This window comes from Mycolicibacterium neoaurum (assembly GCF_036946495.1).
GTDB lineage: Bacteria > Actinomycetota > Actinomycetes > Mycobacteriales > Mycobacteriaceae > Mycobacterium > Mycobacterium neoaurum_B.
Genome location: NZ_JAQIIX010000002.1, coordinates 4064318 through 4087965, shown reverse-complemented (window position 1 = coordinate 4087965; position 23648 = coordinate 4064318). Strand labels below are relative to the sequence as shown.

The following is a 23648-nucleotide window of genomic DNA, read 5'->3' as shown; positions in this document are numbered from 1 at the left end:
CTACATGAAGCGTGAGACCGCCTGTGCGATGGCCGATCTCATGGCCGGGCTACCGGTGTGCCCGGAGTCCTCGATGACGACCAGTTCGGCATCCGGCCAGGCGCGGGCGAGTTCCCATGCGGTGAGCAGTGGGGCCGACAGATCCAACCGGCCGTGGATGAGTACCCCGGGGATGCCGGCGAGCCGGTGGGCATCGCGGAGCAACTGACCGTCGGCCAGCCAACCGTGCCGGGCGAAATAGTGCGTGCAGATGCGCACGAACGCCAGTTTCGCGGCATCGGGTTTCGCGCTGTACTGCCCGGGCGCGCCCGCGTGCTCGTGGGCGATCGCGGCGTCCTCCCATGTGCACCATTCGTGCGCGGCGCTGTGGCGCACCGCCGGATCGGGGTTTTCCATCAGCTGCCGGTAGGCCTCGACGAGGTTGCCGTCGCGCATCGGCGCCGGTACCGCGGCGCGGAAGCGCTCCCACTGCGCGGGCAGCAGCAGTCGCAGGCCGCGGTAGAGCCAGTCGATCTCGGCGGGCCGGGTCATGGTGACACCGATGAGGATGATGCCGCCGACGCGCTGCGGGTACTGCTGCGCGTAGGCCAGGATCAGCGTGGAGGCCCAGGAGCCGCCGAAGAGCAGCCAGCGTTGCACGCCGAGGTGCTCGCGAAGCTTCTCCATATCGGCGATCAGATGCCACGTGGTGTTGACGCTCATATCGGTGGCCGGATCGGCGGCATGCGGCAGGCTGTCCCCGCAGCCGCGCTGATCGAAGGACACTATCTGAAAGTGGTTGTCGTCGAAGGTCTTGTGCGCGGTGCGCGATCGGCCGCTGCCCGGGCCACCGTGCACGGTCAGCACGGTGGGACCATCCGGATTACCGCGCCGCTCCCAGAAGATCCGGTTACCCTCGCCGACGTCGAGCAGTCCCATGATCGATCAGTTGGGCCGTTCCATGGTGAACACCCCGTCGGGACCGGCCTCGGAGTAGCTGGCCGGGCCGCCGGCGCGCAGGATCGGCCGTGGACCCGTGGTGTCATAGACCCCGTCGACCAGCCACTGGCGGTCGATGTGCACCGCGATCACCTGGCCGAGCACCATCCAGGTGTCGACGGGATCACCTGCGATGTCGCGGAGCTGAATCATTTGGGTGAGTGCACATTCGAAGTTGACCGGGCTTTCCAGCACCCGCGGCGCGGCCACGGTGCGTGACGGTGCGGCGGTCAACCCGGCGCGGACGAACTCGTCCTCGTCCGGGGGCAGCGATGCCGACGTCTCGTTCATCGCCACGGCCAGCTCCCGGGTGGCCAGATTCCAGACGAACTCTCCGGTCGCCTCGATGTTGGCGACGCTGTCCTTCCAACCGACCGAGGAGAACCCGATGATCGGCGGCCGGTAGTTGAATCCGTTGAAGAAGCTGTAGGGCGCCAGGTTGCGGACACCATGGGCGTTGACCGTGGAGATCCAACCGATCGGCCGGGGCCCCACGATGGCGTTGAAGGGGTCGTGCGGCAACCCGGTGCCCTCGGCGGTCAGATAGAAATGGGCCTCTGGTCCGGCCACGGCACCCTCTTCTCGGAAGTTGCGTCGATACCCCCCAAACCCTACCGATCTACGATCGGTCACCCGGTGATCAGCTCACCGGTGTCATCGCCGTCCATGCTTGCGCTGCGCCCGAAAAGAAATCCCTGGCCGAGCACACAGCCCCAATCCATCAGCAGTTCGCGCTGCGTCGCCGTCTCGATACCTTCGGCGATGGTCGACAGGCCCAGGGTCTCCCCCAAACTCAACACCGCCTGCGTGATGGCCGCACACCGCGCGTCATCGGGTAACCCGGCAATGAACTGCTTGTCGATCTTCACGATGTCGACCGGTAGATCGACGATCTTCGACAGACTGCTGAACCCGGTGCCGACGTCATCGATGGCGATACGAACGCCCGCTTTCCACAACCGTACGAGATCGGCTTTGGCCGACGGGGCGATGCGCCCCGCGTACGTTTCCGTCAGTTCCAACACCAGCCTGTCCGGCGTCAGCCGCGATTGGATCAATGCGTTCGTGACATCGGAGTACAGATCGCCGACCTCGAGTTGCCGCCCGGACACATTGACGTGGATGGCCGCCGACGCCAAGGACCCTGACCACTGAGCGGCTTGGCGGCAGGCCTCGTTCAGTACGAAGCGGCCGATCGCCGGCATGTGAGGCGAATGCTCCGCGACATCGAGGAACACGTCGGGCAGCAGGAGACCACGCTCTGGGTGTTCCCACCGCAGTAATGCCTCCATCGCCGCGTAGCGGCCGGTGGACAGCTCGACGATCGGCTGAAAGTGCACGACCAGTTCTCCGCCGCGCACTGCACGCCCCAACTCGGAGATCAGCTGCGACGCCACCATCGTGGTCGTCTTGTCCGATCGGCTCGCCAACGTGATGAGGTTCTTGCCTTGGCGCTTGGACGAATACATCAACTCGTCCGCGCGCCGCAAGAGTGTCTCTGCCGTGGAATCAGGCCGCGACATCGCCACACCCGCGCTGACCGACACCTGATCGAAGACGTGACCGGTTGACAGGTGTATCGGCATCCTGACCTCAGCGCGGATTCGTTGCGCCACCCTGCGTATCTGTTCCGCATCGGCAATATCGGGACACAGCACCACAAACTCATCCCCACCCAGCCGCGCGGCGGTGTCGTCCAACCTGATCACGGACTGGATCCGTCGAGCCACCAAGGTCAGGACCTCGTCTCCGACGCCGTGGCCCCAAGTGTCGTTGACCGCCTTGAAGTCGTCGAGATCCAGGAAGATCACGCCCACGCCGACGCCCTCTTTATCTGCGGCGCTGGCCAGGGCGCGGTCCGCGCGTTCCATCAACAACCCACGGTTGGCCAGACCTGTCAATTGGTCGTGCAAGACCATGTGCTGCAGGGCGGCCTCCGCCTCCTTTCGTGCGGTGATGTGCTCGACCATGCAGATGCCGTACGGCGTCGTTCCGTCGGGAGCGATGACGGAGGCCGAGGCCGAACCCCACTCGACACAGCCGTCCGCCCGACGCAGAGCCACCTCGGCTTCGAACTTGTCGCCGAGCCCGAGGTCGCGCAGCCCACCCAAAGTCTCTGCATACGAGGCCGTTTCACGATCACAGAGATCGGTGACGTGCATCCCGGGCACCTCATACGGACGCCGTCCGAGCAGATTCGCCATCGACTGGTTGCACCGGGTGATACGCCCTGCCGATCCATTCCCGACATCGAACAAGAACATTCCGATCGGAGCGGTGTCGAAGGCCAGCCTGAATCGCTCTTCACTCTCGGCCAGCGCGCGCTTCGCGGCGTCCTGCTCGGTGATATCTGTTGCGACGGCGATGTATCCGGTACACGCTCCGTCCGGGTCTGTCATCTGCGATACCGCGAGGCTGACGTGGACGAAAGCACCATCGCGCCGGACGTAGGTCCATTCGCGGACTTCTGCACGATCCGGGGCGACCAGTCTGGTGAGCACTTCGAAGCCGGCCGGGACAGCCAACTCGGCTGCACGGGAATGGATCTCAGACAGACGATGGATGCTCAGCAGCGAACGGCCCATCATCTCTGCACGGCTCCAGCCGAGCAGCCGCTCGGCTCCGTTGTTGAACACGGTGATCCGCCCCGAAGGGTCCGCACCGATGATCGCTTGTTCCGACGCGGCCTGCAAGACGCTGGCGAACAGATCACGCGTCTGCCGAAGATCATCCGCATTATTGCGTTCGTCGGTCACGTCACGGAACGCGATGACCGTGTGCCGCGACAGATCCGCCAGCGGTGACGCGGTCAACTCGACAACCCGGGCGTCGTGCGACGACACCACGATGTCGCGGGGTGCGAGGGCACTCTCGCCGGACGCGAGCTCCGGCAATTCGGCGGCGGACAACACATCCGGCACAAGGTGCGAATCGTGTGCCCGCGCGTTCTCCAGCACGACACTTCCGTCCGGGGCAACGACGACCACACCGTCATGGATGCTATCCAGAACGGCGCCCAGCATCTGCGAGTCGCGGTCCGCCCGGTCGCGTGCGGCTTCCAGTTGGGTGATGAGTCGCGCCCGGGAGTCTCGGTACAGCGCCAGCGCCAGCGTCACGATGGTCAGCGTGCACACCATCGTCTGGGCCAACAGTGCGCGAGTGTCCGGGTGGGCGACCGCGAAGCCTCCCCGGCCCGACAGCGTCGCGTAGATGATCCACGTCCCGGCCAGGGCGAGGAAGACCGTGCTGACCGTGGTGCTGTAGCGCAGTGCCAGCCACATTGCCGGCACGAGACTCAGAAAGGCCAGTGACGCACCGGTGTTGACCCAGAACGTCCAGACGAACACCACCGTGACGACCGCTGCGATGGCCACCGCTTCGGCGGCCATACGGGCGTTGACCCTTGGGCGCCGCCACACCACGTCGCGCAGCCGCAGCCAGATGGACACCCCGAGCAGAGCTGACGTTGCGTTCCGCACGAGAAACAGGGAGAAGGTCTCCCAGACCTGAATATCGTCGTTCGCAGCGAAGTACACCGTGGCCAGCACCGCCGCGCAACTCGCGCCACCGGCCACCGCCGCGACCACGTGCGCGAGGTCCGCTGGGTCACGCAGTACCGCCGTGGCGCCCCGGCGTTGGAGTAGACGCACGGTAACCATGGCGAGTGTGACGTTGACAAGAACAAACCAGACGGCCACCCCATGTGGGGCGCCGGTGGCCAGATTGGCCGCGTAGGTGACGACCGCCAGGGCCGCGAGGTGGACGCCGCGTTCCCACGGTCCACGTCTCTGCACCACGAGCAGCCAGATGATTGCCACTGCCGCCGCGGGCCACGCCAGCGCGACCTCACTACCGGCCAGCCGGGTCGCCCGTCCCGCGGCGATGGCCAGCGCATAGATCATCGCGAAGACGACCATGATCGTCGCCGAACGTGCGCGTCGCGTCATCACACCGTTTTCTGTCGGAAGCGTCAATTATCAGCATGCGCGCCGACTCGGCCAACCGCGAGGTGAATCCTTGAATGAGCGGCCCATGACGGGACGGCCTTTGCTGACGCTCGCTAGCCACCAAACAAAAATGCCGCCCATGCGGGCGGCATTGCTGTGGTCCCGACTGGGATCGAACCAGTGACCTTCCGCGTGTGAGGCGGACGCTCTCCCCCTGAGCTACGAGACCGGGGAACGAGGACGAAGACTAGCACGCACTTACCTGCCAGCTGGAATCCGCTGGTCACGGTGGCGCCATTATCGGCGAATCCGTGCTCTCGATCGACCCATGCGTGGGTATGTATATGACACCACCACCGAGGAGCGAGGAACAAGATGGCACGTCATCAAGCGGTACATGTCGCATCGGCCGGAGCGCCGCTGGAACTCACCGACGTCGAGACCACGTCGCCGGGCCGCGACCACGTCCGCATCGCGGTAGCGGCCTGCGGGGTCTGCGGCACCGACCACGCCTTCGTCAACGGCGGGTTCCCCGGGCTGAGCTGGCCGCTAACGCCGGGCCACGAGATCGCCGGCACCATCGCCGAGATCGGCGACGGCGTGCAGGATTTCGCCGTGGGTGACAGAGTGGCCGTCGGCTGGTTCGGCGGCAACTGCGGGTACTGCACCCAGTGCCGCAAGGGCGATTTCATTCACTGCGAGAACGGCCAGATCCCCAGCTGGCACTACCCCGGCGGTTATGCCGAGTCGGTCACGGCACCAGCGAGCGCGCTCGCCCGCATCCCTGAGGGCCTGTCCTTCGCCGAGGCCGCCCCGATGGCGTGTGCGGGTGTCACGGTGTTCCACGGGTTACGCGAGACGCGCGCCAGGCCCGGTGACCGGGTGGCCGTGCTCGGCGTCGGCGGCCTCGGGCATCTAGGCGTGCAGTTCGCCAGGGCGATGGGCTTCGAGACCGTCGCGATCGCGCGCGGGGCCGACAAGAAGCAGGACGCCCTGGATCTCGGGGCGCATCATTACGTCGACTCCAAGGCCGGTGATGTCAGCGAGGCGCTGCAGGCGCTCGGCGGGGTGCAGGTGGTGCTGGCCACGGCCGCCAACTCCCAGGCGATGGCCGACACTGTCGGCGGGCTGCTGCCCCGCGGTGAGCTGATCGTGGTGGGGGTGACACCCGATCTGCTGCCGGTGAGCCCGCTGCAGCTGATCACGCCGGGGGTGAGCATCACCGGGCATCCGTCGGGAACCGCGCGCGATGTCGAGGACACCATGAAGTTCGCGGTGCAGTCCGGGGTGCGGGCCCGCATCCAGGAGCTGCCGCTGGCGCAGGCGGCCGAGGCCTACGCGGCGATGGATACCGGCAAGGCCCGGTACCGAATGGTGCTCACGGTCTGACCTGGGGAGTTAGATTTGCGCCATGATCCTTCGGGTGGCGGTCGGTCTTGCATTCACCGGTGCCGCGACGATCGTGTGGGCGAGCCCTGCCGTCGCGCAAGACCTGGCACATTTCCGCTCGCCGAGCGGCAACGTCGGGTGCGTGCTGGATGCGGACTATGTGCGCTGCGATATCGCCGAGCGAGATTGGGCGCCGCCGGCCCGGCCGGCCGATTGTGAGTTTGATTACGGTCAGGGCCTGCAGATGGCCGTCGGCGAGCCCGCGACGTTCGTCTGTGCTGGGGATACGACGCTGGGCGGACCCGATGTCCTGGGATATGGGCAGACCATCACGCGCGGAGCGCTCAGTTGCACCAGCACCGAGAGCGCGATGTCGTGCCGGGAGAGCGGCAGCGGACACGGCTTCTCGATCTCACGCCAGGTTTACCAGGTGTTTTAGGCCTGATTGCCTGCATGTTTCGAGTGATTTGTGGTTACGCGTGGGGTTGGACTAATGTTCTGATCCGCACCGGGTGACGATCTCACTCGGAGCACGCGGATGTAGCGCAGTTGGTAGCGCATCACCTTGCCAAGGTGAGGGTCGCGGGTTCGAATCCCGTCATCCGCTCGAAGGTGCAGTGGCATCAACCCCAATGGTGGAGTGGCCGAGTGGTGAGGCAACGGCCTGCAAAGCCGTGCACACGGGTTCGATTCCCGTCTCCACCTCCAAGTTCGACCCCCGGCGCGATTAGCTCAGCGGGAGAGCGCTTCCCTGACACGGAAGAGGTCACTGGTTCAATCCCAGTATCGCGCACCACGTTCTACGCAGGTCCGAAGTTGTAGCAAGTCAAGCTAGATAAACTTTGCACCACTTCTGCACCACATCACTGATTGATCCCGGCACGAGTGGACTTCCGTTGACACGGAAGGTCACACATCATGTCTCCCAGTTGGAAAGAACTGTCAGACGCGGCCAGCTATGAGCCCACGGTCACGGCAGTCGTCAATGTCGACGGAACCGGATTCGTCGACTGGCGAGCGGCCGAGCAGATCGTCGCCGAAGCCGGCGTCCGCGTAGCCGTCGCGGCCGGCGGCTGGCGCTCCCCCGTCGACGATGAGCTGACGGTCGGCCTGCTCTTGTCGTCGACCGTCACCGCCGACATCCTGTCGATCCGCACCGCGCGCCAGATTGTGGAGGCGCTGCAGGCTGCCATCGCCGATGCCGAGATCGTTGACGCCGATGCCGCCCTCGTGCCCTTATTCAGCGAGCCGGCCCGATGAGCACCACCTTGGCGCGGATAGAGGACTGCGAAGTCGCGTTGCTGCGGGCCAAGCAGGCTGTGCAAGCTGCCGCGGATACCCTCGTCGGCGGGCACCGGGCCCGCGTGCTGGAACTGGTCGACCAGATCGACGCGCTGATCGCGGCGGCGGTGCGAATCGAGATGTTCACGCGCGCGGACGAATTGAGCGGCAACCCCCATCCGTTCGCGCAGGGCGTGCAATGAGCGCCACGGGCCGACTGGCCGTCGAGTACGGGTTGAGCGGCGACGAACCGGAGTTGCTCATCGACACGATCATCGACACCGAGTGCGCCATTCGGGAGTGGGCAGCGTATCTCGAAGAGACCGGCCGGAGGTTGCAGTGATTCTCCTTATGCTCGGCGTGGTGTTCCTGCTCGTGCTTATTGCCGTCGTGCAGGTGACGGTGGCCGTCTGCTACATCATCGCGTGGAGCATCGCGGCAATCTGGCGAGCGTTCCAATGATGGCTTCTGCTTTCGGTGTGGCTACCCATCTCGACACCACGGCGGGCTTACCGTGACCAACATGGATGGAACGAACGAGGTCATACTGACGCCAACGCAGTGGAAGGCGATCAGTTGGCTCTTTGAGGTCCCGGCAGATGAGGCGGAAGGCTCCGAATTGGTGCGGCCGGCCGATCCGCCGACGACCTAGAGTCACCATGAAGAGAGCCAGCCCGGTAGCCCCTACGGCCGGGGTGGCCCTTCGTTGCCTGTCGCCTAGTCGTTCTGCACAGGCCAGTTCTTGAAGCCTGGACCCTTACCGAGCTTCGCAATTTCGTAGTCTTCTCCACCCGCGGCGCGACGAATCTGTAAGGCCTCAAGCTGCACAAGGCGTTGCACCGCTTCGCCTTCAGCAATCTCCGCGGCGATGGTGTCCTTGCCCACCAATAGCTTTGCGGTCTCTAGGTCCTCGAGGCTCGCGCCGGCAATCGTCAGAATGCGGTCGACCCAGTCTTGTTCGTTCACGGCTCAATACCCTATTCGCCGGTCGCGGGCCTACCGCCCGGGCCATGGCGCGCGCTGAGGGCGAGCACCGCCAGTGTGAGGCGGGCTCCCTGGTGGTGCTGAGCCGAATTGGTGGTGCTACACCGAGCTACCCGGCGTGGCTTGATGAGAATGTCGCTGCAAGACGTTAAGTTGGAGTGTTATAGATCAGCGGCCGGAGGTGCCAGGTGCCCGAGCTCACTCAGAGCCAGAAGACAGCGATTCGCGAATCCGTCATGGCAACTCCAGGCGTGCGGGAAACAATCCGGTCGTCCATACCCAATCTGGACAGCGAGCTAGAACCGGTCCATCGCCAACTAGCCGAAATGGCGAAAGTGGTCATGCCGATCCACGACGACCTCCAACAACTAGCCGATACGGCGTTGCTGGCTATGCCGGTCTTCGAAGAGATGCAACGTCAGATCGGCGACCTGGCCGCTAGCGCAGCCAGCGTCGTCCTACCCGTGCACAAAGACCTCCATCGCCAACTAGCCGACATGGCCAAGGTCGTCATGCCGGTTCAGGAAGACCTCCATCGCCAACTAGCCGACATGGCCAAGGTCGTCATGCCGGTTCAGGAAGACCTCCATCGCCAACTAGCCGACATGGCCAAGGTCGTCATGCCGGTTCAGGAAGACCTCCATCGCCAACTAGCCGACATGGCCAAGGTCGTCATGCCGGTTCAGGAAGACCTCCATCGCCAACTAGCCGACATGGCCAAAGCATTTGCCCCTACGCAGCGCGACCTAATCGAACTGGCCGAGATGGCGCAAACGATCTCGCTACCCGGCGAAGAGTTGCTGCACGAGATCACTTCTCTTGCAAACTCTTCCATCCCGCCGAGCGACGAGGTTCGTCGACATGCGGCCGCCGTCGCCGACATCCTGCCTACGGTGCTCGCCGACGTAGTCAAGCAAGCATCCGCAGCGCTGTCAGATTCGACGGGTCGCACCACCCCTGACCGGCTGAACGCCTACATCAATCTGCTTTCGGCGATAATCGGCCTAGCAGTAGTGCTAATCCCGCTCTGCGTGTTGATCTTGGGTCCACAGAATCCGCCACAGCCACCAACTCAGCACGACACCCCCGGCCAGGTGACCATCAACAACGGCCCTACACACGTCACGAACATCACCGTCGTGCCGACACCGCCGCCGACAGTTCAGTCTCCACCCCCGCCGGTCCCGTAGGGCGGCCCATCGGTGCGAACCCGAAACTGCTCCGCGTTGTCGCCTTCGTCATTTAGAGTTTGCCGCTAGAGCTAACTATCTAGGGGGAGATTCACGAATGGCGTTCTCGGACGGCCTCGCCACCATGGCGAAGAAGATTCAAGATATGCGGGAGTCGGTTGGGACTGACCCCAGTTTGGTTGACTCCTGACCTGTGAGGATTCGTCCTTGCTGGAAGGATCAATCTCGTGCCGACACCGTTTCCTGCCGAGTTCAGAGCCGACGTCATCGCCGTGGCCCGCAAGGGCGAGGCGCCGTTGCGCCAGATCGCCAAGGACTTCGGCATCTCGGAGGCCTGCCTGCACCGCTGGCTCAAAATCGCCGACCGGGAGGACGGCCGCAGCCAGCCCGCCTCACCGGCCAATGCTGAGGACATGGCTGCGCAACTGCGCGAGGCGCACAAGCGCATCAAACTCCTCGAGCAAGAGGCCGAGGTGATGCGCCGCGCAGTCGGATATCTGTCGCGGGACGCCAACCCAAAATGATGTACCCGCTGGTCCTCGACCTTGCCGCGGACGGCGTGCCCGTCACGGTGACCTGCCGGGTCCTGGGATTCTCGACCCAGGCGTTCTACAAATGGCGCAAAGCACCGGTCTCGCAGCGGGATTGGGACGACGCACATCTGATCAACGCGGCCCGCGACATCCACGCCGACGATCCAGCTTTCGGCTACCGGTTCATCGCTGATGAGCTACCCGGGCGCGGAATCATCGCCGGCGAGAACCGTGTCGCCCGGCTGTGTTCCCAGGAGCGGATCTGGTCGATCTTCGCCAAGAAGCGAGGGCTGAACCGTCGATCCGGACCGCCGGTGCATGACGACCTCGTGCAACGTCGGTTCAGCGCCCACGCTGCCGACCAGGTCTGGCTGGCCGACATCACCGAACACCGCACCGACGAGGGCAAGCTCTACCTGTGCGCCATCAAAGACGTCTACTCCAACCGCATCGTGGGCTACTCGATCGACTCACGGATGAAGTCTTCGTTGGCCGTGGCCGCCCTCGATCACGCCGTGGCTCTGCGCTCACCTGTCGCGACCATCGTTCACACTGACAGAGGCAGTCAATTTCGATCCAGAAAATTCGTCCACGCGCTGTCGCACAACGGTTTACATGGATCAATGGGACGCGTCGGTGCCTGCGGGGACAACGCCGCTATGGAGTCGTTCTTCGCCTTGCTGCAACGCAACGTACTTGACCGGCGACGCTGGGCCACCCGAGCCGAACTACGCCTGGCAATCGTGACCTGGATCGAACGGACTTACCACCGACGCCGGCGACAACGCGCCCTCGGCAGGCTCACCCCGATAGAGTTCGAACTGCTCCACACACCGGTCGCAACCGCGGCCTGAAGTTCACACCCCGCGAGTCAACTGAACCCGGGGCAGTCCCGTGTGACCGTGCTCTCGATTAGCCAGTTCTGCAAACACCCCTCGCCGATCGCTCAATAATCACCGTCGACTGATCAACCGAAGACGACGACGGGGGCTGCGCAGTGACGGACGACGATGGAGGACGTAGGCCAACGTTTTCGGAACGGCGCGGGTTCAGACCGTTTGAACCGATCGTCCAGACCGAGTCGCTAGACGAACGCACTCGCATGGATCTCTGGAACATGTTTGTTGTTCCGAAGCTGCTGGAGGCCCGGTACATGCCCGTCGAGCAAGACGTGATCTGGGCAGTTCATTTAGGAAAGGACAGGCACCATTTCGGCGAGACACCGTTCTACCGGGAGATGCGCCGCCTGGTCATCGAAGGTGAGTGGTACGAGATACTGGATCTGATCGAGTTCGTCGTTCAACGAACCGAGGACCGCACGAACCTTCTCGAACAAGTGAACTTTCTGTTCACGCTCAACCGAGTGGGCTACCGCGTGATCGATACCCAGGTCGTGCCGGTTACGAGCACCGAAGAAGTGGCCTCCGTGTTAGAAGCTGCCCATTCGCCTCTGGAGAGTGCCCGCAGGCATATCAAGCGTGCCGTCGAGTTGCACTCAGTACGAGATAACCCCAACTACGCCAAAGTGATTCACGAAGCAATGTCGGCCGCAGAGGCAGCAGCCCAGGCCCTCGCCGGCAGGGATAATGGGACGCTCGCCGAGGCATTGAGCGCGGTCCAGCGCGGCAGCACCAATCCGCTTCATCCAGCCTTGATCGAAGGGTGGAAGCGAATCTACGGCTACACGAGCGATAGCGGCGGGATCCGCCATGCGCTCCGCGACGGCACTTCCGATCCCGACCAGCCAATCGCGCAGTACTTCTTGATCACCTGCTCTGCGTTCGTCAACCTCGTCGCCAGCATCCTGGCGAACTAGCCCAAACCCGCCGCCGCATCATCGAAGGAATGTGTTCATGGCCGGAATGGTAGCGGTGGCAACCGACACCGAACCGGAACGGCGCGCCCGCAGCATATTGTCGGACCTCAGTTGTACCGTTGATGAATCTTCGAACCTCGCCCAGTCGAAGTCACTATCCACCATCGTGACGAAAGGGGCGAGGATGTCGTCCACAAAGCAGTACACCCGCTGGACGAACCGAGTCTGCAAGCGCGGCGCACGCATCGGATTTCACTACAGCGAGTTCTACGTCCTGCAGCGAGCAGAGCCGTACGACACGCAGGTTTCTGAGATGTGCTGCCAGGAGTGCGAGAGCGAGCGCGACGACTGATCGAATCGCGCGGAGTTGACTCCCGTGGCGAGAGTTCACCGGCACGTAACCTGTTGCGCCGGTTGACATGGCGCGTCCAGGTTTACACGGGCGTAATCTCAAACCCTCTCTGAACCGGCAAAGGATCGACGAGAGGACCATTAAATGGTCTCTGAGGACCCCAACGACGACCAGCACGGACGCGCGCCAACTAGGCGGCGAACCGGAGCCATCATGGGCGTGTCAACACTTTCAGTGGCAGCCTGCGTCAGTGCAATCGGGCTATAGCCCCACACTGGCAGCACAATCGGTGCAGCGATTACGGGCGCTGCTTTGCTTCTGCAGATCTACGGGATGACGCGCCTTTAGGAATACGGTGATGGCACCACCCCAGGGTCTCAAGACCAAAGGGGTGGTGCCATCACTACCCGCCGCTTTGCCGTTCTACGGTTTGACCGCTCCGCTGATGATGGCGGGCTCTACCCGTAGGCCGTAGCTCACGGCGCGCAGCACGCGACGACACACGAGGGCGCGCACCTGCTTTTCGCTGATGTTCATACGCTTCGCGCAATCCGCGATATCGACGTAGTCGCGGCCGTCGTCATCCAGCATTAGGCAGTCAGGTCGACGGCGCGGAATGCAGTCGGCCGCAGCGGGCCGCAGCCGACGCGCATCTCGGCACGGAGGACGAACTGGTTCTTCGTGAACAGCTCGCCGCCGAAATCAGTGTCCAGACGCATGTCCTCGCGGACCCAGAGCTTGGCGAAGTTCCAGTCGCCGATCACCGCCGTGGCCAGCCCGCCTTCACAGGAGGGCGCCCTAGCTCAAAGTTCGTCGCCACAAATACTCCCGGACATCCAATGGCCGGACGTGTTTCGTTGTCGGGCGTGCCGACTACCGTTGGTGGCCAACGTCAACGATGGAGGTAATAGTCCTGTGGGCGGCTTCAACCTGTACATGCTCAACGAGCGGAACCCGATTAAGATCGAGGCTGACCGCTTCGCCACGGACGGCGCGCTGGTCGTGTTCCAAGCCCGGAATGGTGAACAGGTCTACGCAACGCCAGTAGCACTGACCGACCATATCGAGCGCACCACACACTAATTGCTGTCACACCCGACACCCAGGTCATTCATTGGCCGGGGGTATTCTGTCAGTGGAGGCCGAGCTGTCGGCGGTGCGCCTTAGACTGGGCTTCATCGACATCCTGCCGGAGGTGCATGTGAGCCACGCCGCTGAATCCATATCGACCGCAATCCATGAGTCATTGATCGGCGGACCTGCGCACCACCTCGGAAAGCTTGGACGGCCGTCCACACATCTGGCCTTGTTTGGAGATCCGGCGCCACATAATTCACTGGTCAAATCTCTAGCCGATCTCAATCGCGATCACGCGCCGGCAATGAATCTCTTGAACCGCGACATGGCCAAAGCGCTGGAACCGTTCCATCGGGAAATCGGCCGAATCTTGGCCGATACAGCCAGGCTGCCGGTTGCGCATCTAGTTGACACAGAGAAGGTCATGGCGCCCTTTCAGGCGCTCATGGACAAGCACGTTGCCGAGACCGTACGCCGGCTGGCGCCGATCACCGAGCGTGCGCGCCTACAGATGCCCGAACTACTAGGCAGCCATATGCAGATGCGTTTGGCCGAGCTGGCAGCGATAGCCGGCCACCTGGTGACCGGGGTGGCTGCGGAGAAGATCGAACAGGTATCGCTAGAGGTGCCAAATGCGCGACCGCGCACGCCTTCTGACATCGTGGTCTACATCGAACTGTGCATCGTTCTCATAACGTTTTTGATTACAATTCTTCAGTACCGAGCAACTCTGAATCAACAGCCGTCCGATGGCGGCACGGTGAACCAAACTATCAACTACACTCCCACCACGGTCATCAACAAAACAACTGTGGTGATTCAGCCGCCCGTGCCGACGCCCCCGCCGGGCTAGAGGGGTCAGCCCGCCAGTCGCTCGCGAGTAACGGACACCTTGTACGGTCTCCCCTAGCCATCCGGGAACACCCTCGGCAACCCGACGATCTGCAAGGTTAACCCGTCGACCACCACCTCTCGGTGGACTTCTCGGCGATCACTGCGGGGTGCGGCGGACACGTGGAGCACCATTGATCAGCGACGACCTCGGTTCCCCTCGCCGCGGAACTCCGCGGCCGGAGGCGGGACCCGGGCACGTCTGTTCCGGTGCGGACCTTGGCCGGCATGTTGTGCTTGTCGCGGTCGTTCAAATCCTCGCCGACGGTGACGAACGTGAGGACGGCGGCGCCGAATTACTTCACACTGCCATCCACGATTGCTTTCGGTAAGGCGCGATCATCCGTGCCACGTCGGTATCGAGATCGACCCCGGTGGCGTATCGATAGGCTACGTCATCAACCCTCTCGGAAGTGAGAGGCCGTTGATGTTTCGGCGCCGCTCATATACTGATCGTTGCGTCTTCCGTTGCGCGCGAATGCAACCGTCACCGGTGAGCTGATACGCGACCGATCGTGGGCACCACGACCACGCCGAAGTGACGTGCAAATTCGCTCCATTCCTACAGCTCCTCCGTCAGGCCAAGCTGCGCTACAGAGTGAAAGTGCTTCTGACTGTCGGGAACATCGGCGCGGGGAGCTCCGTCCTGACCCGGCCTCTGCTCGACTTCGCCCGCGAAGGCAATGTCGGTGACTATCGGGCGGCTTAGCTGAGTACCGAAAGGTCTACTTCCCCGACATATCCGCCCGCCGCAGCCGAGAATCCGACTTCGCCGACAACACCCCAGCGGCCTTGGTTCCGAATTCGACCGTGCTCCCGTCGGTGCCAGAGAAGATCACGATGTGATCCCCTGGCCGGTCGACGGTGGTGGTTGCCGCCGTGGCGCCGAGCTGTGCGGCGCCCCGTTGCACCACGTCGAGCGCCGACGGCCACGCCGCATCGGGTATCGGGCCATCGAAGGCGACGTAGATACAGGCATGGACCCCCGGTGTGTGGGCGTACCCGCCGGTGCATCCTCCCCAGCTGTCCTCTTTCACCCGCCAGGTCAAACCCGGTGACATCTGTCAGCTCCGGTCGAAAAGTGAGCAGGTAGTTCCGGGGTGGGTTCCAGTCAACGTCGCAACATCGACGCGATCTGGGTGGCCCAGTCCTGAACGGCCGCACGGTATTGCCGTTGCGCATCCTCGAACGAGGGCCTCGTCCACAAGGTGGCTTCCGGATCGCTGCTCTCGGTGCTGGTCAACACTGCCCCACCGTGGTCTCCGCTTGTCGCTCCGCAGGCCGTCAGTACCAACGTCGACACCACGACAACGGCAAGGGCGGTTTTCACGGCACTCATCCTCGTCAGCCTCCAGGGTCTGCATGCCCGACAGCTAGACCGGCAAACTTTCGGCGCTCGACCCTCGGCGTGTGATCTCAGCCACGATTGGGTATATTCAGCTGCGAGGACGCATCCAATCGGATAGTTCTCGTTGAGTGCGGGTCAGGGTTCCGCAAACGAACTTGGGTTCTATCCAACTTCGGTGCTTGCCTACGCACATGGAGCCCTGACCTTGCACCTACGCAGTTCACACCTCATCCCCCACCCGGGCCGCCGTCAACGGCGTCACCACGGTGTTCCCCTGATCACTCCGGCCCTTGATAGCGACCATCGGTCAAACCAAGCTCTATGGCGTCAGATTCAGCTAGTCAGAGTCTGCTTTACCGTCACTCGCCACGCGGCGAGCCGCCGTCACTCAGCTGGGTTCGAGCAAGCGAAGGCTTACAGGTCAGGGCGGGATTATCAGACGCGAGCAAATACCAAGTTTGCATGACGCCCGACGCGAGGCTCCAAATCGACGCGCTCGATACCAAAACCATTGCTTCATGAGTTCCTATAAGCGAGTAGATGAGCACAGAGCCAAAAACACCTGACAGAAAAGCAGTGCCAAGCGAAACCTGAATCCACTCGTACATACCGATCTTGTCCCTGCCACGGTTCCATTCCCTACGGAAAACGTGAACGTAATACGGCACGGTGGCACAACCGACAACCCCGACGATCGTGCCGCCCACTCGCCAAGATCCTCCGGGCAACAGGGCGGTGAGGCTCACTACTAGAGGCGACGACAACTCAATGAGATTCCTTACCGCGCCCAAACGACGAAGAGGTGCGGCGCGCCAACGATCTGCTTGAGTCTGCAAAGCCACGAATAACAACGCCATTACAGCCGCCGACACCGAGGCAAGCACTGTGAAGAAACTCGACCACTCTTGCGCCAGCCTCACCAGTCCTAGATACCAGCCTCGCGATAGTGCCGCCATTCAGAAGATTGGCAGCTCAACACTGGTTCTCGGCCAATCAGAGCTCGGCCAGAACCTGGAGCCGCTTGCCTACGCACATGGAACCCTGACCTTGCACCTACGCACTTTCACACCGCCTCCCCCACCCGGGCCGCCGTCAACGGCGTCACCACGGTGTTCCCCTGATCGCCGCACTCATTGGTGTCGACCACCGTGGTCAGCTCACCGGTGAACGTGCCGTCGGGACGCGGCGTGAACCCCAGGGTCACCGTCGTCCACGACTCACCGGCGATCGATCCGTCGGCGTAACGACAGGTGGACTTCACCCGGGCCGGCGCGATATCGCGCCATGTCCCGTCGGTGAGCTGGAACGACAGCGTCCGCGCTCCGGCCCTCCGCTGCCGGTCGGGGCCGAGCACCTCCCCGCTGGCGATACAGGGTCCGTCGGCACATGTGGTGGTCAGCGTCAGCCAATCCTGGGTCGGCGCACCCTGCACACCCCAGCTGACCGGACGGTCGGTACCCGACGTCGTGGCCCGGTCCGGTTGGTATTCAACGTGATACACCCCGTTGAGCAGATCCGGCCGGGGCGCCGGCGCGCTCACCGGATCATCGCGCAATGCCCATACCGCGACCGCCGACGCCGCGGCGATCACGACCACGGCCGCCGCCACGGCACCGGCGGTGATCACCGACGGGCTCAGCGTGCGTGGTGCTTGTGGTTCGGGTTCCTCATCCAGCCCCCAGGCGAACGCCGATTGGGTGTCCGCATCGGCGACGCCGGCCAGCTCGGTGGGCGACCCGGCATCGGCCATGTAGCCGGTGGGATCCTCACCACCCGAGGGCTCGGGCATGCCCGACTGCGCCTGGACCGCTACGCGACCGACGCCGCGAGATCGCGCGCCTGTACCCAGCGGATCAGCCGGCGCCGACGCTCGGCGGTGCGCTCGGGATGCAACTCGGCCTCCCGCTCGGCCACGATCGCCTCTTCCCAGGCGCGTTTCATGTCATCGTCGTGGAACTGCACGGCACGAGCCATGGTCTGCACTCCCTTCCTCGACATACCGTCAGCCTAGCGGCGCCATCCGACAACACGGGCGAACCCGTCCCCCGCGTCATCGCGACCGCCCCGTCGCCTCGGCCGCGGCCAACAGGTGCGCCAGGATCTTGATCGAGGCGATATCGGACGCGCTGAACCCATCCTTCTCCAAGGTGTTGGCCGTCAGCATCCCGAAGGCCACGTCGGCACGCACCGCCACCGACACGAACGACTTGTAGATGCGCCCCCTGCTGACATCCCAGGTCTCCGGGATGTGCGCATCGGTGTCATTGCTGCTCTCGACGTCACCATGGTCGATCAGCGTCCACACGCCCTGATCACCCCCAGTCCCCTCGACGAACTCACTGGTGAAGGAATCCTCGCGGTTGATCGAGTCGACATAGGACCCACATGTCATCACCCGGGAACCGCCGGGACGGCGCTGCACCCGGAAGTAGGCGGCACGCGGCGCATCGCTTTGCATCAGGTCGCACACCTTGCTGACGATGGACGACCGGAACCCGCTGATCTCGCGATCCCGGGCGGTCTGGTCCATGGCCGCGAACCGGCGCAGTTTGTCGGCGGTGCCCAGCATCGCGCCGTTGATCAGCAGCGAGGTCCGCCGCGACTCGGCACGCAACGCCTGCTCCAGATCGGCCTTCTGCCCCTCCTGCTGCGCCTTGTAGGCACGCTCGTTGCGGAATTTGAACAACCCGGTGACGGCCGTGGCCGTGGCCAGCACGACGGTCGTGATCCGCAATCCGAGCTCCCAGCCGCCGCCGGTCAGATTGGTCAGCAGCGCCACCACCGCGGTCAGCACCGCAAGGACCGTCAGGGCGATGTTGTACTGCACCGCCCGGTCCTTCACGACATCGTCGACCGCGTTATCTGCCACGCAAGCAGCATCTCACCCACCACCGTCAGCCCAGGGTCAGCATCCAGGCCGGAACCCAATGCGTCACCGGTCGTTCCCGTGCCCCGAAGCGCACCGGGTAGGTGACCAGGCCCCACCACGCACCCTGTTCGCACAACCCCCAGCAGGTCAGCTGCGCCTCGACGACCTTGTGCATCTGCAGCCCGAGCGGGTGCTGACGGCCCCACCGGCAGTGCGGCTGGCGTGGGAACAGCGCGGCCAGATCGACCAGCACGGTCTGTGGCGGATCGACCCGGCGGAACACCTCGCGCGTGGGCTGCCCGCCGTACCCGATGGACTGCATCTCACCCACCGTTCGATCATATGTTCGAAACGTAGGTCGGCGGAAGTCAGCGCCCGTGTTCGTCGAAGAACACCGCGGCGGACTCGGAGGCGCTGAACGACCGGATCGCTGGGCCCACCTGGTTGGCTGGCAGTATCTCCGGCGCCCCGGGCCAGGTGTGCCCACCGCCGTCGACCCGCATGTAGACCACCGCCGAACCCTCGGCGCAGCGATAACTGACCCGCTCGACGAACTGGGCATCGACGCCGGGCTGCGGTTCGATCAACGGATCCGCGTCACAGCCGTCGAGGTGTCGCCAACTGTCGACCAGCGCGGTGGCCGCCAGGACGGTGCTCGCCCCACCGCGGCCCATCATCGGCCCACCGCCGATGGGCACGATCGGGTCCAGCGTGCCGTGGATGGTCAGCACCGACACCGGGCGCGACGGATGGCACCCGACATTGGTCCCGAGCGACGCACCGACGGTCGCGATGGCGGCGAACACGTCGGCACGCTCACACGCCAACCGGTTCGCCATGAAGCCGCCCGCCGACAACCCGGTGGCGAACACCCGTCCCGGCGGTATCCCGTAGTCGGCCGAAAGCCGCTGCACCAACGTCACCAGGAATCCGACATCGTCGACGCCGGTGCGGTCGGGCACCGAAGCGCCGCGCCCGTCGGCCCAGCTGAAGTCGATCCCATCGGGATAGACCACGACATAACCGTGCTGATCGGCCACCGGATCGAAGTCGGTCAGCGCGGCCTGCTGCGCGCCGGTCTGCCCGCCGGCATGCAGGCTGAGCACCAGCCCCTTCGGCGTCCCTGGCGGCACATGCACCTGATAGGTGCGACTCAGCCCACCGAAGTCGATATGTGCCACCGGCGCGTCAGCGGCGGCCACCGGCACCGGTGCCAGCACACAGACCAGGCCCACCAGCAACGCCGCGGCGCGTCTCCCCCACACGTGGCCGAGCTTAGATGCTTCAGGCGTACAGCGACTCGAACTTGTCGACCGACCGCTCGATATCGCCCTTGACGGTGCGTGCCGCGACCGCACCGATCGGACCGAACAGCGGCGGCCCGCCCAGGTCGATGGTGACGGTGAACGCGCACCCCGACGCGGTCGGCTTCACGGCCATCTTCAGCCCGTACTTGGTCCCGCCGACCCCCTTGCCGGTGACCTCCAACAGCCGTGGAGCGTCGAACTTGCGGACAGTCCAGGTGACCCTGTTGCGCATGCCCTTCGCGCCGGCCACCCCGATCAGCGTCGTGCCGGCGGACAGTTCGTCGGGCACATCACTGCGCCAGCCCTCGTGCAGGACCAGCCAGTCCCCCAGTTCGTCGAGGTTCGACACGTGGTCCCATGCGGTCTGCGGGTCGATCGACAGCTCGCGGGAAAGTTCGACCTTTGCCATGGGCGGAATGCTAGTAGCTTCGGTGCGATGCACCGCAGCAACGTCGAGTTCGGCTGATGGCCCGCTACGTCGCGCTGCTGCGCGGAATCAACGTCGGCGGCAAGAACATCATCGCGATGAAGGATCTGCGCGCCACACTCGACGCGCACGGTTACGACAACGTGCGCACCTACATCCAGTCGGGCAACGTGCTGTTCGACACCGACGACGATCCCGCGAACCTGGAGAGCGCCATCGAGGGCATCCTGGAGAAGGCGTTCGGCGTTCCGCTGGTCGTGGTCGTCCGTTCACACCGCCAACTGCGCAACGTGGTCACCAAGGCGCCCAAGGGTTTCGGGGCCGACCCCGACACGTTCCATTCCGACGCGATCTTCCTCAAGGCACCCCTGACCGCGGCGCGTGTGATGGATATCGTCACGCTGCGCGACGGGGTCGATCAGGCCTGGCCGGGCACCGGGGTGGTGTACTTCGCCCGGCTGAGCGCCGAACGGACCAAGAGCAGGTTGAGCAAGATCACCACCACCGCCGAGTACAAGCACATGACGATCCGGAACTGGAAGACCACCCAGGCCCTGCTGGCCCTGCTCGACGAGCAGGGCTAGCCGGTTCAGCGACGCGCGAGCTCGCGCAACACCAGATCCGTTGTGGCCCAATCCATGCACTTGTCGGTGACCGACTGGCCGTAGGTCAGCGGCTTGGCATCCGGCGACTGGGCACCGGCCACCAGGAAGCTCTCCAACATGACACCGCTGACCGGCAGCCCGTCGCGCACCAGCTGGGCCACCTCGGCGGCCACGACGGCCTGCCGGATGTGATCCTTGCCGGAATTGGCGTGGCTGCAGTCGATGACGACCCGACCGGGCAGGCCGGCGGCCACCAGCTTGTCGGCCACCGCATTGATCGCGGCGGCGTCGTAGTTGGGTCCGCCGGTGCCGCCGCGCAGGATCACATGGCAGTCCTCGTTGCCCGCGGTGTTCACCAGCGCACCCCGGCCCATGTCATCCATCCCGAAGAAGACATGTTGGGCCGCAGCGGCATTCACACCGTCGACGGCGACCTGGATGTTGCCGTCGGTGCCGTTCTTGAATCCCACCGGCATGGACAGACCCGAGGCCAGCTGCCGGTGCACTTGCGATTCGGTGGTGCGGGCCCCGATGGCGCCCCAGGCAACGGCGTCGGCGATGTACTGCGGGCTGGTGGGCTCGAGGAATTCACATCCGACCGGCAGACCGATGTCGATGACGTCGAGCAGCAACTGGCGCGCGGTGCGCAGCCCCCGCGTGACGTCGAAGGTGTTGTCCATGCCCGGATCGTTGATCAGACCCTTCCAGCCGATCGTGGTGCGGGGCTTCTCGAAGTACACCCGCATGACGATCTTGAGCCGGTCGGCGAGTTCCTCGGCCACCGTGGCCAGCCGGCCGGCGTAGTCGAGCGCGGCCTCGGGGTCGTGCACCGAGCACGGTCCAACCACGACGAGCAGGCGGTCATCGCGACCGGCCAGGATGTCGGCGATCTCGTCGCGGTCGCGCGCCACCCGCTCGGCCCGCCGCGCGCCCAGCGGGAACTCCGTGAGCACATCGTGCGGGCTGGGGATCTCGCTGAAACTGCGGATCCGCCGGTCCGATGTCGCGGGTGCGGTGGCGATCTGCGCCAGATTCATGGGGTGCCTTCCTGCTACGGGCACCTGCGTGAGTTTTCGGCGCCCTCGTAATGACGAAAGGCAGCGACCTTGTGGTCACTGCCTGGGCTCCGGGTGGATGCGCGGTTAGGTCAACGCTTTATCGGCTCCGCCCGGAGCCTTGATAAAGCGCCAATAGGCGGCGCATACACCGATGTTCACGACGGACAGGTTACACGCCCGCCGCGCACGGGCCAAAGCGGGCCGAGCGTCACGGCTTGAGCCGCCACGCATAACCGGCGATGCCCACACCGATCAGGGCGATCAGCGGACCGAGCACCGACCAGGTGGTGGTGTTGCTCATCGGGCTGCCTCCGACGGCGCCGAAACCCTGCAGCGCGAACAGGGTGCCGAAGGCCGCCAGGACGATTCCGATGCACAACACCGCGATACGCATACTGCGACAGTAACCTCGGCAGCGATGGTTGACATCTCGTTCCTGGAGCGCACCCGAGCCGGTTATGACCGCACGGCTGCCGGTTATGCCGACGCCTTCGCCGCCCACCTCAACGACAAGCCGGTCGACCGCGCGATGCTACGGGCGTTCGCCGATTCGGTGCCGGCGGGGTGGCCCGTCGTCGACGTCGGCTGCGGGACCGGCGCGGCCACCGCGATCCTGCGGGAGTACGGCGCCGCGGTATCGGGAATCGATCTGTCGCCCAACATGATCGACCAGGCACGCCGAGCGTGCCCGAGTGTCGATTTCACCGTCGGCTCGATGACCGCGCTGCCGCTGCCCGACGAAAGCGTCGGCGGAGTGTGCGCGTGGTATTCGATCATCCACGTACCCGACGACGCCCTGGCCGGGGTGTTCGCCGAGTTCCACCGCGTATTGGCCCCCGGCGGAATCGTCTTGCTGGCCTTCCAGGTCGGTGATCAACCGCGTCATCTCACCGAGGCGTTCGGTGAACACGTCGATCTGGTCTTCGAACGCCGCCGCCCGGAATCGGTCGCCGACTCACTGGGCGCCGCGGGCCTCCCGATGTATGCCCAACTGGTCCGCACGCCCGACGACGACGGTGTCGAATCGACACCGCAGGGGTATCTGATCGCCCGCAAACCCACCCGCCAGCAAGGAGTCTCCACGTGAGCGACCGCATGGAAGTCCACCGCACCATCGCCGCCCCGGCCGCCGACATCTTCGCCGTACTGACCGATCCGCACGGCCACGTGGCCATCGACGCCTCCGGCATGCTGCAGGATGCGACCGGCGAACCGGCCCGACAGGTCGGTGACCGGTTCGTGGTGCACATGGATCGGGAGGCGCTCAACGACTTTCCGATGGGCAAGTACGACGTGACCGTCGACATCGTCGAATACGAGCAGGACCGGTTGATCGCATGGACCATCCTCGGCCAGATCAAGCCGCAGATCGGCCACGTCTACGGCTACCGCCTGGAGCCCACCGATGACGGGACCGTGGTGACATCGTTCTACGACTGGTCGGCCATCGACGACAAGTGGCGCGAGGCGGGCATCTTCCCGGTGATCCCGGAATCGGCGTTACGGGCAACGCTGGGCATTCTCGATCGCACCGTGCGACGCGGCTACCCGCGACCATAACGTCAACACAGGGTTGACGCACGACTATCGTCAACC

At 64.4% G+C, this 23648-nt stretch carries 32 protein-coding genes and 4 tRNA genes; 18 read left to right on the top strand and 18 right to left on the bottom strand.

From position 1 onward, the window contains the following. The 4 genes from pip to PGN27_RS25165 all read right to left on the bottom strand — a co-directional run bounded on the left by pip (window position 1) and on the right by PGN27_RS25165 (window position 5154). On the bottom strand, window positions 1-918 hold the full coding sequence (gene pip / locus PGN27_RS25180; RefSeq protein WP_335328554.1) for a prolyl aminopeptidase: 918 nt from the start codon (window positions 916-918) through the stop codon (window positions 1-3). Between the two features lie 6 nt (window positions 919-924). Then, entirely contained in the window at window positions 925-1548 is a 624-nt protein-coding gene (locus PGN27_RS25175; protein WP_335328553.1) for a flavin reductase family protein, read from the bottom strand. A 59-nt stretch (window positions 1549-1607) separates the two neighbouring features. Further along, a complete protein-coding gene (locus tag PGN27_RS25170) occupies window positions 1608-4925 on the bottom strand; it encodes a bifunctional diguanylate cyclase/phosphodiesterase (RefSeq protein WP_335328552.1) in 3318 nt (1105 codons plus the stop codon). 157 nt (window positions 4926-5082) lie between these two features. Beyond that, window positions 5083-5154: transfer RNA gene (locus PGN27_RS25165), tRNA-Val, on the bottom strand. A 146-nt stretch (window positions 5155-5300) separates the two neighbouring features. On the opposite strand from PGN27_RS25165, the gene PGN27_RS25160 reads away from it, so the two are divergent. The 9 genes from PGN27_RS25160 to PGN27_RS25120 all read left to right on the top strand — a co-directional run bounded on the left by PGN27_RS25160 (window position 5301) and on the right by PGN27_RS25120 (window position 8057). Then, window positions 5301-6314 carry an alcohol dehydrogenase catalytic domain-containing protein gene (locus tag PGN27_RS25160; RefSeq protein WP_335328551.1) on the top strand — a complete coding sequence of 338 codons (1014 nt, stop codon included), beginning with the start codon at window positions 5301-5303 and terminating at the stop codon, window positions 6312-6314. 22 nt (window positions 6315-6336) lie between these two features. After that, window positions 6337-6753 (top strand): DUF6636 domain-containing protein, encoded by a 417-nt coding sequence (locus PGN27_RS25155; protein ID WP_335328550.1) that lies wholly within the window; start codon window positions 6337-6339, stop codon window positions 6751-6753. A gap of 95 nt (window positions 6754-6848) precedes the next feature. After that, window positions 6849-6921 (top strand) — tRNA-Gly (locus tag PGN27_RS25150). A gap of 27 nt (window positions 6922-6948) precedes the next feature. Continuing rightward, window positions 6949-7022 (top strand) — tRNA-Cys (locus PGN27_RS25145). A gap of 13 nt (window positions 7023-7035) precedes the next feature. Next, window positions 7036-7110: transfer RNA gene (locus PGN27_RS25140), tRNA-Val, on the top strand. Window positions 7111-7232: 122 nt separating this feature from the next. Beyond that, a complete protein-coding gene (locus PGN27_RS25135; protein WP_335328549.1) occupies window positions 7233-7574 on the top strand; it encodes a hypothetical protein in 342 nt (113 codons plus the stop codon). Further along, window positions 7571-7798: a hypothetical protein gene (locus PGN27_RS25130; RefSeq protein ID WP_335328548.1), complete on the top strand. Its 228-nt coding sequence runs from the start codon at window positions 7571-7573 to the stop codon at window positions 7796-7798. The genes PGN27_RS25135 and PGN27_RS25130 overlap by 4 nt, the downstream gene beginning before the upstream one ends. Next, on the top strand, window positions 7795-7938 hold the full coding sequence (locus tag PGN27_RS25125; RefSeq protein WP_335328547.1) for a hypothetical protein: 144 nt from the start codon (window positions 7795-7797) through the stop codon (window positions 7936-7938). The genes PGN27_RS25130 and PGN27_RS25125 overlap by 4 nt, the downstream gene beginning before the upstream one ends. Then, window positions 7935-8057, top strand: coding sequence for a hypothetical protein (locus PGN27_RS25120; protein WP_335328546.1), 123 nt, complete (start codon window positions 7935-7937; stop codon window positions 8055-8057). The genes PGN27_RS25125 and PGN27_RS25120 overlap by 4 nt, the downstream gene beginning before the upstream one ends. A gap of 255 nt (window positions 8058-8312) precedes the next feature. Here the strand turns inward: PGN27_RS25120 and PGN27_RS25115 are convergent, their stop codons facing one another. Continuing rightward, window positions 8313-8561, bottom strand: coding sequence for a hypothetical protein (locus tag PGN27_RS25115; protein WP_335328545.1), 249 nt, complete (start codon window positions 8559-8561; stop codon window positions 8313-8315). 206 nt (window positions 8562-8767) lie between these two features. Here PGN27_RS25115 and PGN27_RS25110 point away from each other — a divergent pair, with 206 nt between their 5' ends. From PGN27_RS25110 to PGN27_RS25095, 4 genes are all read left to right on the top strand, one after another. After that, a complete protein-coding gene (locus tag PGN27_RS25110) occupies window positions 8768-9769 on the top strand; it encodes a hypothetical protein (RefSeq protein WP_335328544.1) in 1002 nt (333 codons plus the stop codon). A 227-nt stretch (window positions 9770-9996) separates the two neighbouring features. Then, a protein-coding gene (locus tag PGN27_RS25105) for an IS3 family transposase (RefSeq protein ID WP_335326992.1) occupies window positions 9997-11156 on the top strand; the annotation gives its coding sequence in 2 pieces (ribosomal slippage) (window positions 9997-10288 and window positions 10288-11156; 1161 coding nt in all). Between the two features lie 143 nt (window positions 11157-11299). After that, entirely contained in the window at window positions 11300-12118 is an 819-nt protein-coding gene (locus tag PGN27_RS25100) for an AbiJ-NTD4 domain-containing protein (protein ID WP_335328543.1), read from the top strand. Window positions 12119-12155: 37 nt separating this feature from the next. After that, entirely contained in the window at window positions 12156-12470 is a 315-nt protein-coding gene (locus PGN27_RS25095) for a hypothetical protein (RefSeq protein ID WP_335328542.1), read from the top strand. 423 nt (window positions 12471-12893) lie between these two features. On the opposite strand, the gene PGN27_RS25090 is transcribed toward PGN27_RS25095, so the two are convergent. Both PGN27_RS25090 and PGN27_RS25085 read right to left on the bottom strand, forming a co-directional pair. Continuing rightward, window positions 12894-13061, bottom strand: coding sequence for a hypothetical protein (locus PGN27_RS25090; RefSeq protein ID WP_335328541.1), 168 nt, complete (start codon window positions 13059-13061; stop codon window positions 12894-12896). Beyond that, window positions 13061-13234: a phage major capsid family protein gene (locus tag PGN27_RS25085; protein ID WP_335328540.1), complete on the bottom strand. Its 174-nt coding sequence runs from the start codon at window positions 13232-13234 to the stop codon at window positions 13061-13063. Before PGN27_RS25085 ends, PGN27_RS25090 begins: the two co-directional genes overlap by 1 nt. A 118-nt stretch (window positions 13235-13352) precedes the next feature. Here PGN27_RS25085 and PGN27_RS25080 point away from each other — a divergent pair, with 118 nt between their 5' ends. After that, window positions 13353-13553, top strand: a complete 201-nt coding sequence (locus PGN27_RS25080) for a hypothetical protein (RefSeq protein WP_335328539.1) — start codon at window positions 13353-13355, stop codon at window positions 13551-13553. Window positions 13554-13605: 52 nt separating this feature from the next. Then, the gene (locus tag PGN27_RS25075) at window positions 13606-14400 is read left to right on the top strand and encodes a hypothetical protein (protein ID WP_335328538.1); all 795 of its coding nucleotides are present in this window, start codon (window positions 13606-13608) and stop codon (window positions 14398-14400) included. A gap of 763 nt (window positions 14401-15163) precedes the next feature. Here the strand turns inward: PGN27_RS25075 and PGN27_RS25070 are convergent. From PGN27_RS25070 to PGN27_RS25030, 9 genes are all read right to left on the bottom strand, one after another. After that, window positions 15164-15499 (bottom strand): LppA family lipoprotein, encoded by a 336-nt coding sequence (locus tag PGN27_RS25070; RefSeq protein WP_335328537.1) that lies wholly within the window; start codon window positions 15497-15499, stop codon window positions 15164-15166. A 50-nt stretch (window positions 15500-15549) separates the two neighbouring features. Then, window positions 15550-15777 (bottom strand): hypothetical protein, encoded by a 228-nt coding sequence (locus PGN27_RS25065; RefSeq protein WP_335328536.1) that lies wholly within the window; start codon window positions 15775-15777, stop codon window positions 15550-15552. 368 nt (window positions 15778-16145) lie between these two features. Then, complete coding sequence (locus PGN27_RS25060) at window positions 16146-16706, bottom strand: hypothetical protein (RefSeq protein ID WP_335328535.1); 561 nt, start codon at window positions 16704-16706, stop codon at window positions 16146-16148. Window positions 16707-16849: 143 nt separating this feature from the next. Further along, window positions 16850-17575, bottom strand: coding sequence for an Rv2253/PknI dimerization domain-containing protein (locus PGN27_RS25055; RefSeq protein ID WP_335328534.1), 726 nt, complete (start codon window positions 17573-17575; stop codon window positions 16850-16852). Window positions 17576-17595: 20 nt separating this feature from the next. Continuing rightward, window positions 17596-17784, bottom strand: a complete 189-nt coding sequence (locus PGN27_RS25050) for a hypothetical protein (protein WP_131701330.1) — start codon at window positions 17782-17784, stop codon at window positions 17596-17598. A 52-nt stretch (window positions 17785-17836) separates the two neighbouring features. After that, the gene (locus tag PGN27_RS25045; protein ID WP_335328533.1) at window positions 17837-18655 is read right to left on the bottom strand and encodes a hypothetical protein; all 819 of its coding nucleotides are present in this window, start codon (window positions 18653-18655) and stop codon (window positions 17837-17839) included. Window positions 18656-18680: 25 nt separating this feature from the next. Then, entirely contained in the window at window positions 18681-18986 is a 306-nt protein-coding gene (locus PGN27_RS25040; protein WP_030135146.1) for a hypothetical protein, read from the bottom strand. 37 nt (window positions 18987-19023) lie between these two features. Continuing rightward, a complete protein-coding gene (locus PGN27_RS25035; protein WP_335328532.1) occupies window positions 19024-19920 on the bottom strand; it encodes an extracellular catalytic domain type 1 short-chain-length polyhydroxyalkanoate depolymerase in 897 nt (298 codons plus the stop codon). A 19-nt stretch (window positions 19921-19939) separates the two neighbouring features. Beyond that, complete coding sequence (locus PGN27_RS25030) at window positions 19940-20371, bottom strand: type II toxin-antitoxin system Rv0910 family toxin (protein ID WP_241471641.1); 432 nt, start codon at window positions 20369-20371, stop codon at window positions 19940-19942. Between the two features lie 56 nt (window positions 20372-20427). On the opposite strand from PGN27_RS25030, the gene PGN27_RS25025 reads away from it, so the two are divergent. Continuing rightward, window positions 20428-20973: a DUF1697 domain-containing protein gene (locus PGN27_RS25025; protein ID WP_335328531.1), complete on the top strand. Its 546-nt coding sequence runs from the start codon at window positions 20428-20430 to the stop codon at window positions 20971-20973. A 5-nt stretch (window positions 20974-20978) separates the two neighbouring features. Here PGN27_RS25025 and PGN27_RS25020 read toward each other — a convergent pair whose 3' ends face one another. Together PGN27_RS25020 and PGN27_RS25015 are read right to left on the bottom strand one after the other, a co-directional pair. Continuing rightward, window positions 20979-22031: a 3-deoxy-7-phosphoheptulonate synthase gene (locus PGN27_RS25020; protein WP_335328530.1), complete on the bottom strand. Its 1053-nt coding sequence runs from the start codon at window positions 22029-22031 to the stop codon at window positions 20979-20981. 229 nt (window positions 22032-22260) lie between these two features. Continuing rightward, complete coding sequence (locus PGN27_RS25015) at window positions 22261-22446, bottom strand: hypothetical protein (protein ID WP_019511834.1); 186 nt, start codon at window positions 22444-22446, stop codon at window positions 22261-22263. A gap of 24 nt (window positions 22447-22470) precedes the next feature. Here PGN27_RS25015 and PGN27_RS25010 point away from each other — a divergent pair, with 24 nt between their 5' ends. Both PGN27_RS25010 and PGN27_RS25005 read left to right on the top strand, forming a co-directional pair. Next, the gene (locus PGN27_RS25010) at window positions 22471-23139 is read left to right on the top strand and encodes a class I SAM-dependent methyltransferase (protein WP_335328529.1); all 669 of its coding nucleotides are present in this window, start codon (window positions 22471-22473) and stop codon (window positions 23137-23139) included. An 8-nt stretch (window positions 23140-23147) separates the two neighbouring features. Next, window positions 23148-23612: an SRPBCC family protein gene (locus tag PGN27_RS25005; protein ID WP_418888668.1), complete on the top strand. Its 465-nt coding sequence runs from the start codon at window positions 23148-23150 to the stop codon at window positions 23610-23612. Window positions 23613-23648 lie beyond the last annotated feature (36 nt).

Bases quoted from the DNA above. Each gene is read 5' to 3' on its own strand.
- pip (WP_335328554.1), bottom strand. From the start codon at position 918: ATGGGACTGCTCGACGTCGGCGAGGGTAACCGGATCTTCTGGGAGCGG.
- PGN27_RS25170 (WP_335328552.1), bottom strand. From the start codon at position 4,925: ATGACGCGACGCGCACGTTCGGCGACGATCATGGTCGTCTTCGCGATG.
- PGN27_RS25160 (WP_335328551.1), top strand. From the start codon at position 5,301: ATGGCACGTCATCAAGCGGTACATGTCGCATCGGCCGGAGCGCCGCTG.
- PGN27_RS25155 (WP_335328550.1), top strand. From the start codon at position 6,337: ATGATCCTTCGGGTGGCGGTCGGTCTTGCATTCACCGGTGCCGCGACG.
- PGN27_RS25135 (WP_335328549.1), top strand. From the start codon at position 7,233: ATGTCTCCCAGTTGGAAAGAACTGTCAGACGCGGCCAGCTATGAGCCC.
- PGN27_RS25130 (WP_335328548.1), top strand. From the start codon at position 7,571: ATGAGCACCACCTTGGCGCGGATAGAGGACTGCGAAGTCGCGTTGCTG.
- PGN27_RS25125 (WP_335328547.1), top strand. From the start codon at position 7,795: ATGAGCGCCACGGGCCGACTGGCCGTCGAGTACGGGTTGAGCGGCGAC.
- PGN27_RS25095 (WP_335328542.1), top strand. From the start codon at position 12,156: ATGGCCGGAATGGTAGCGGTGGCAACCGACACCGAACCGGAACGGCGC.
- PGN27_RS25090 (WP_335328541.1), bottom strand. From the start codon at position 13,061: ATGCTGGATGACGACGGCCGCGACTACGTCGATATCGCGGATTGCGCG.
- PGN27_RS25070 (WP_335328537.1), bottom strand. From the start codon at position 15,499: ATGTCACCGGGTTTGACCTGGCGGGTGAAAGAGGACAGCTGGGGAGGA.
- PGN27_RS25065 (WP_335328536.1), bottom strand. From the start codon at position 15,777: ATGAGTGCCGTGAAAACCGCCCTTGCCGTTGTCGTGGTGTCGACGTTG.
- PGN27_RS25055 (WP_335328534.1), bottom strand. From the start codon at position 17,575: ATGCCCGAGCCCTCGGGTGGTGAGGATCCCACCGGCTACATGGCCGAT.
- PGN27_RS25050 (WP_131701330.1), bottom strand. From the start codon at position 17,784: ATGTCGAGGAAGGGAGTGCAGACCATGGCTCGTGCCGTGCAGTTCCAC.
- PGN27_RS25030 (WP_241471641.1), bottom strand. From the start codon at position 20,371: ATGGCAAAGGTCGAACTTTCCCGCGAGCTGTCGATCGACCCGCAGACC.
- PGN27_RS25025 (WP_335328531.1), top strand. From the start codon at position 20,428: ATGGCCCGCTACGTCGCGCTGCTGCGCGGAATCAACGTCGGCGGCAAG.
- PGN27_RS25020 (WP_335328530.1), bottom strand. From the start codon at position 22,031: ATGAATCTGGCGCAGATCGCCACCGCACCCGCGACATCGGACCGGCGG.
- PGN27_RS25015 (WP_019511834.1), bottom strand. From the start codon at position 22,446: ATGCGTATCGCGGTGTTGTGCATCGGAATCGTCCTGGCGGCCTTCGGC.
- PGN27_RS25010 (WP_335328529.1), top strand. From the start codon at position 22,471: ATGGTTGACATCTCGTTCCTGGAGCGCACCCGAGCCGGTTATGACCGC.
- PGN27_RS25005 (WP_418888668.1), top strand. From the start codon at position 23,148: ATGGAAGTCCACCGCACCATCGCCGCCCCGGCCGCCGACATCTTCGCC.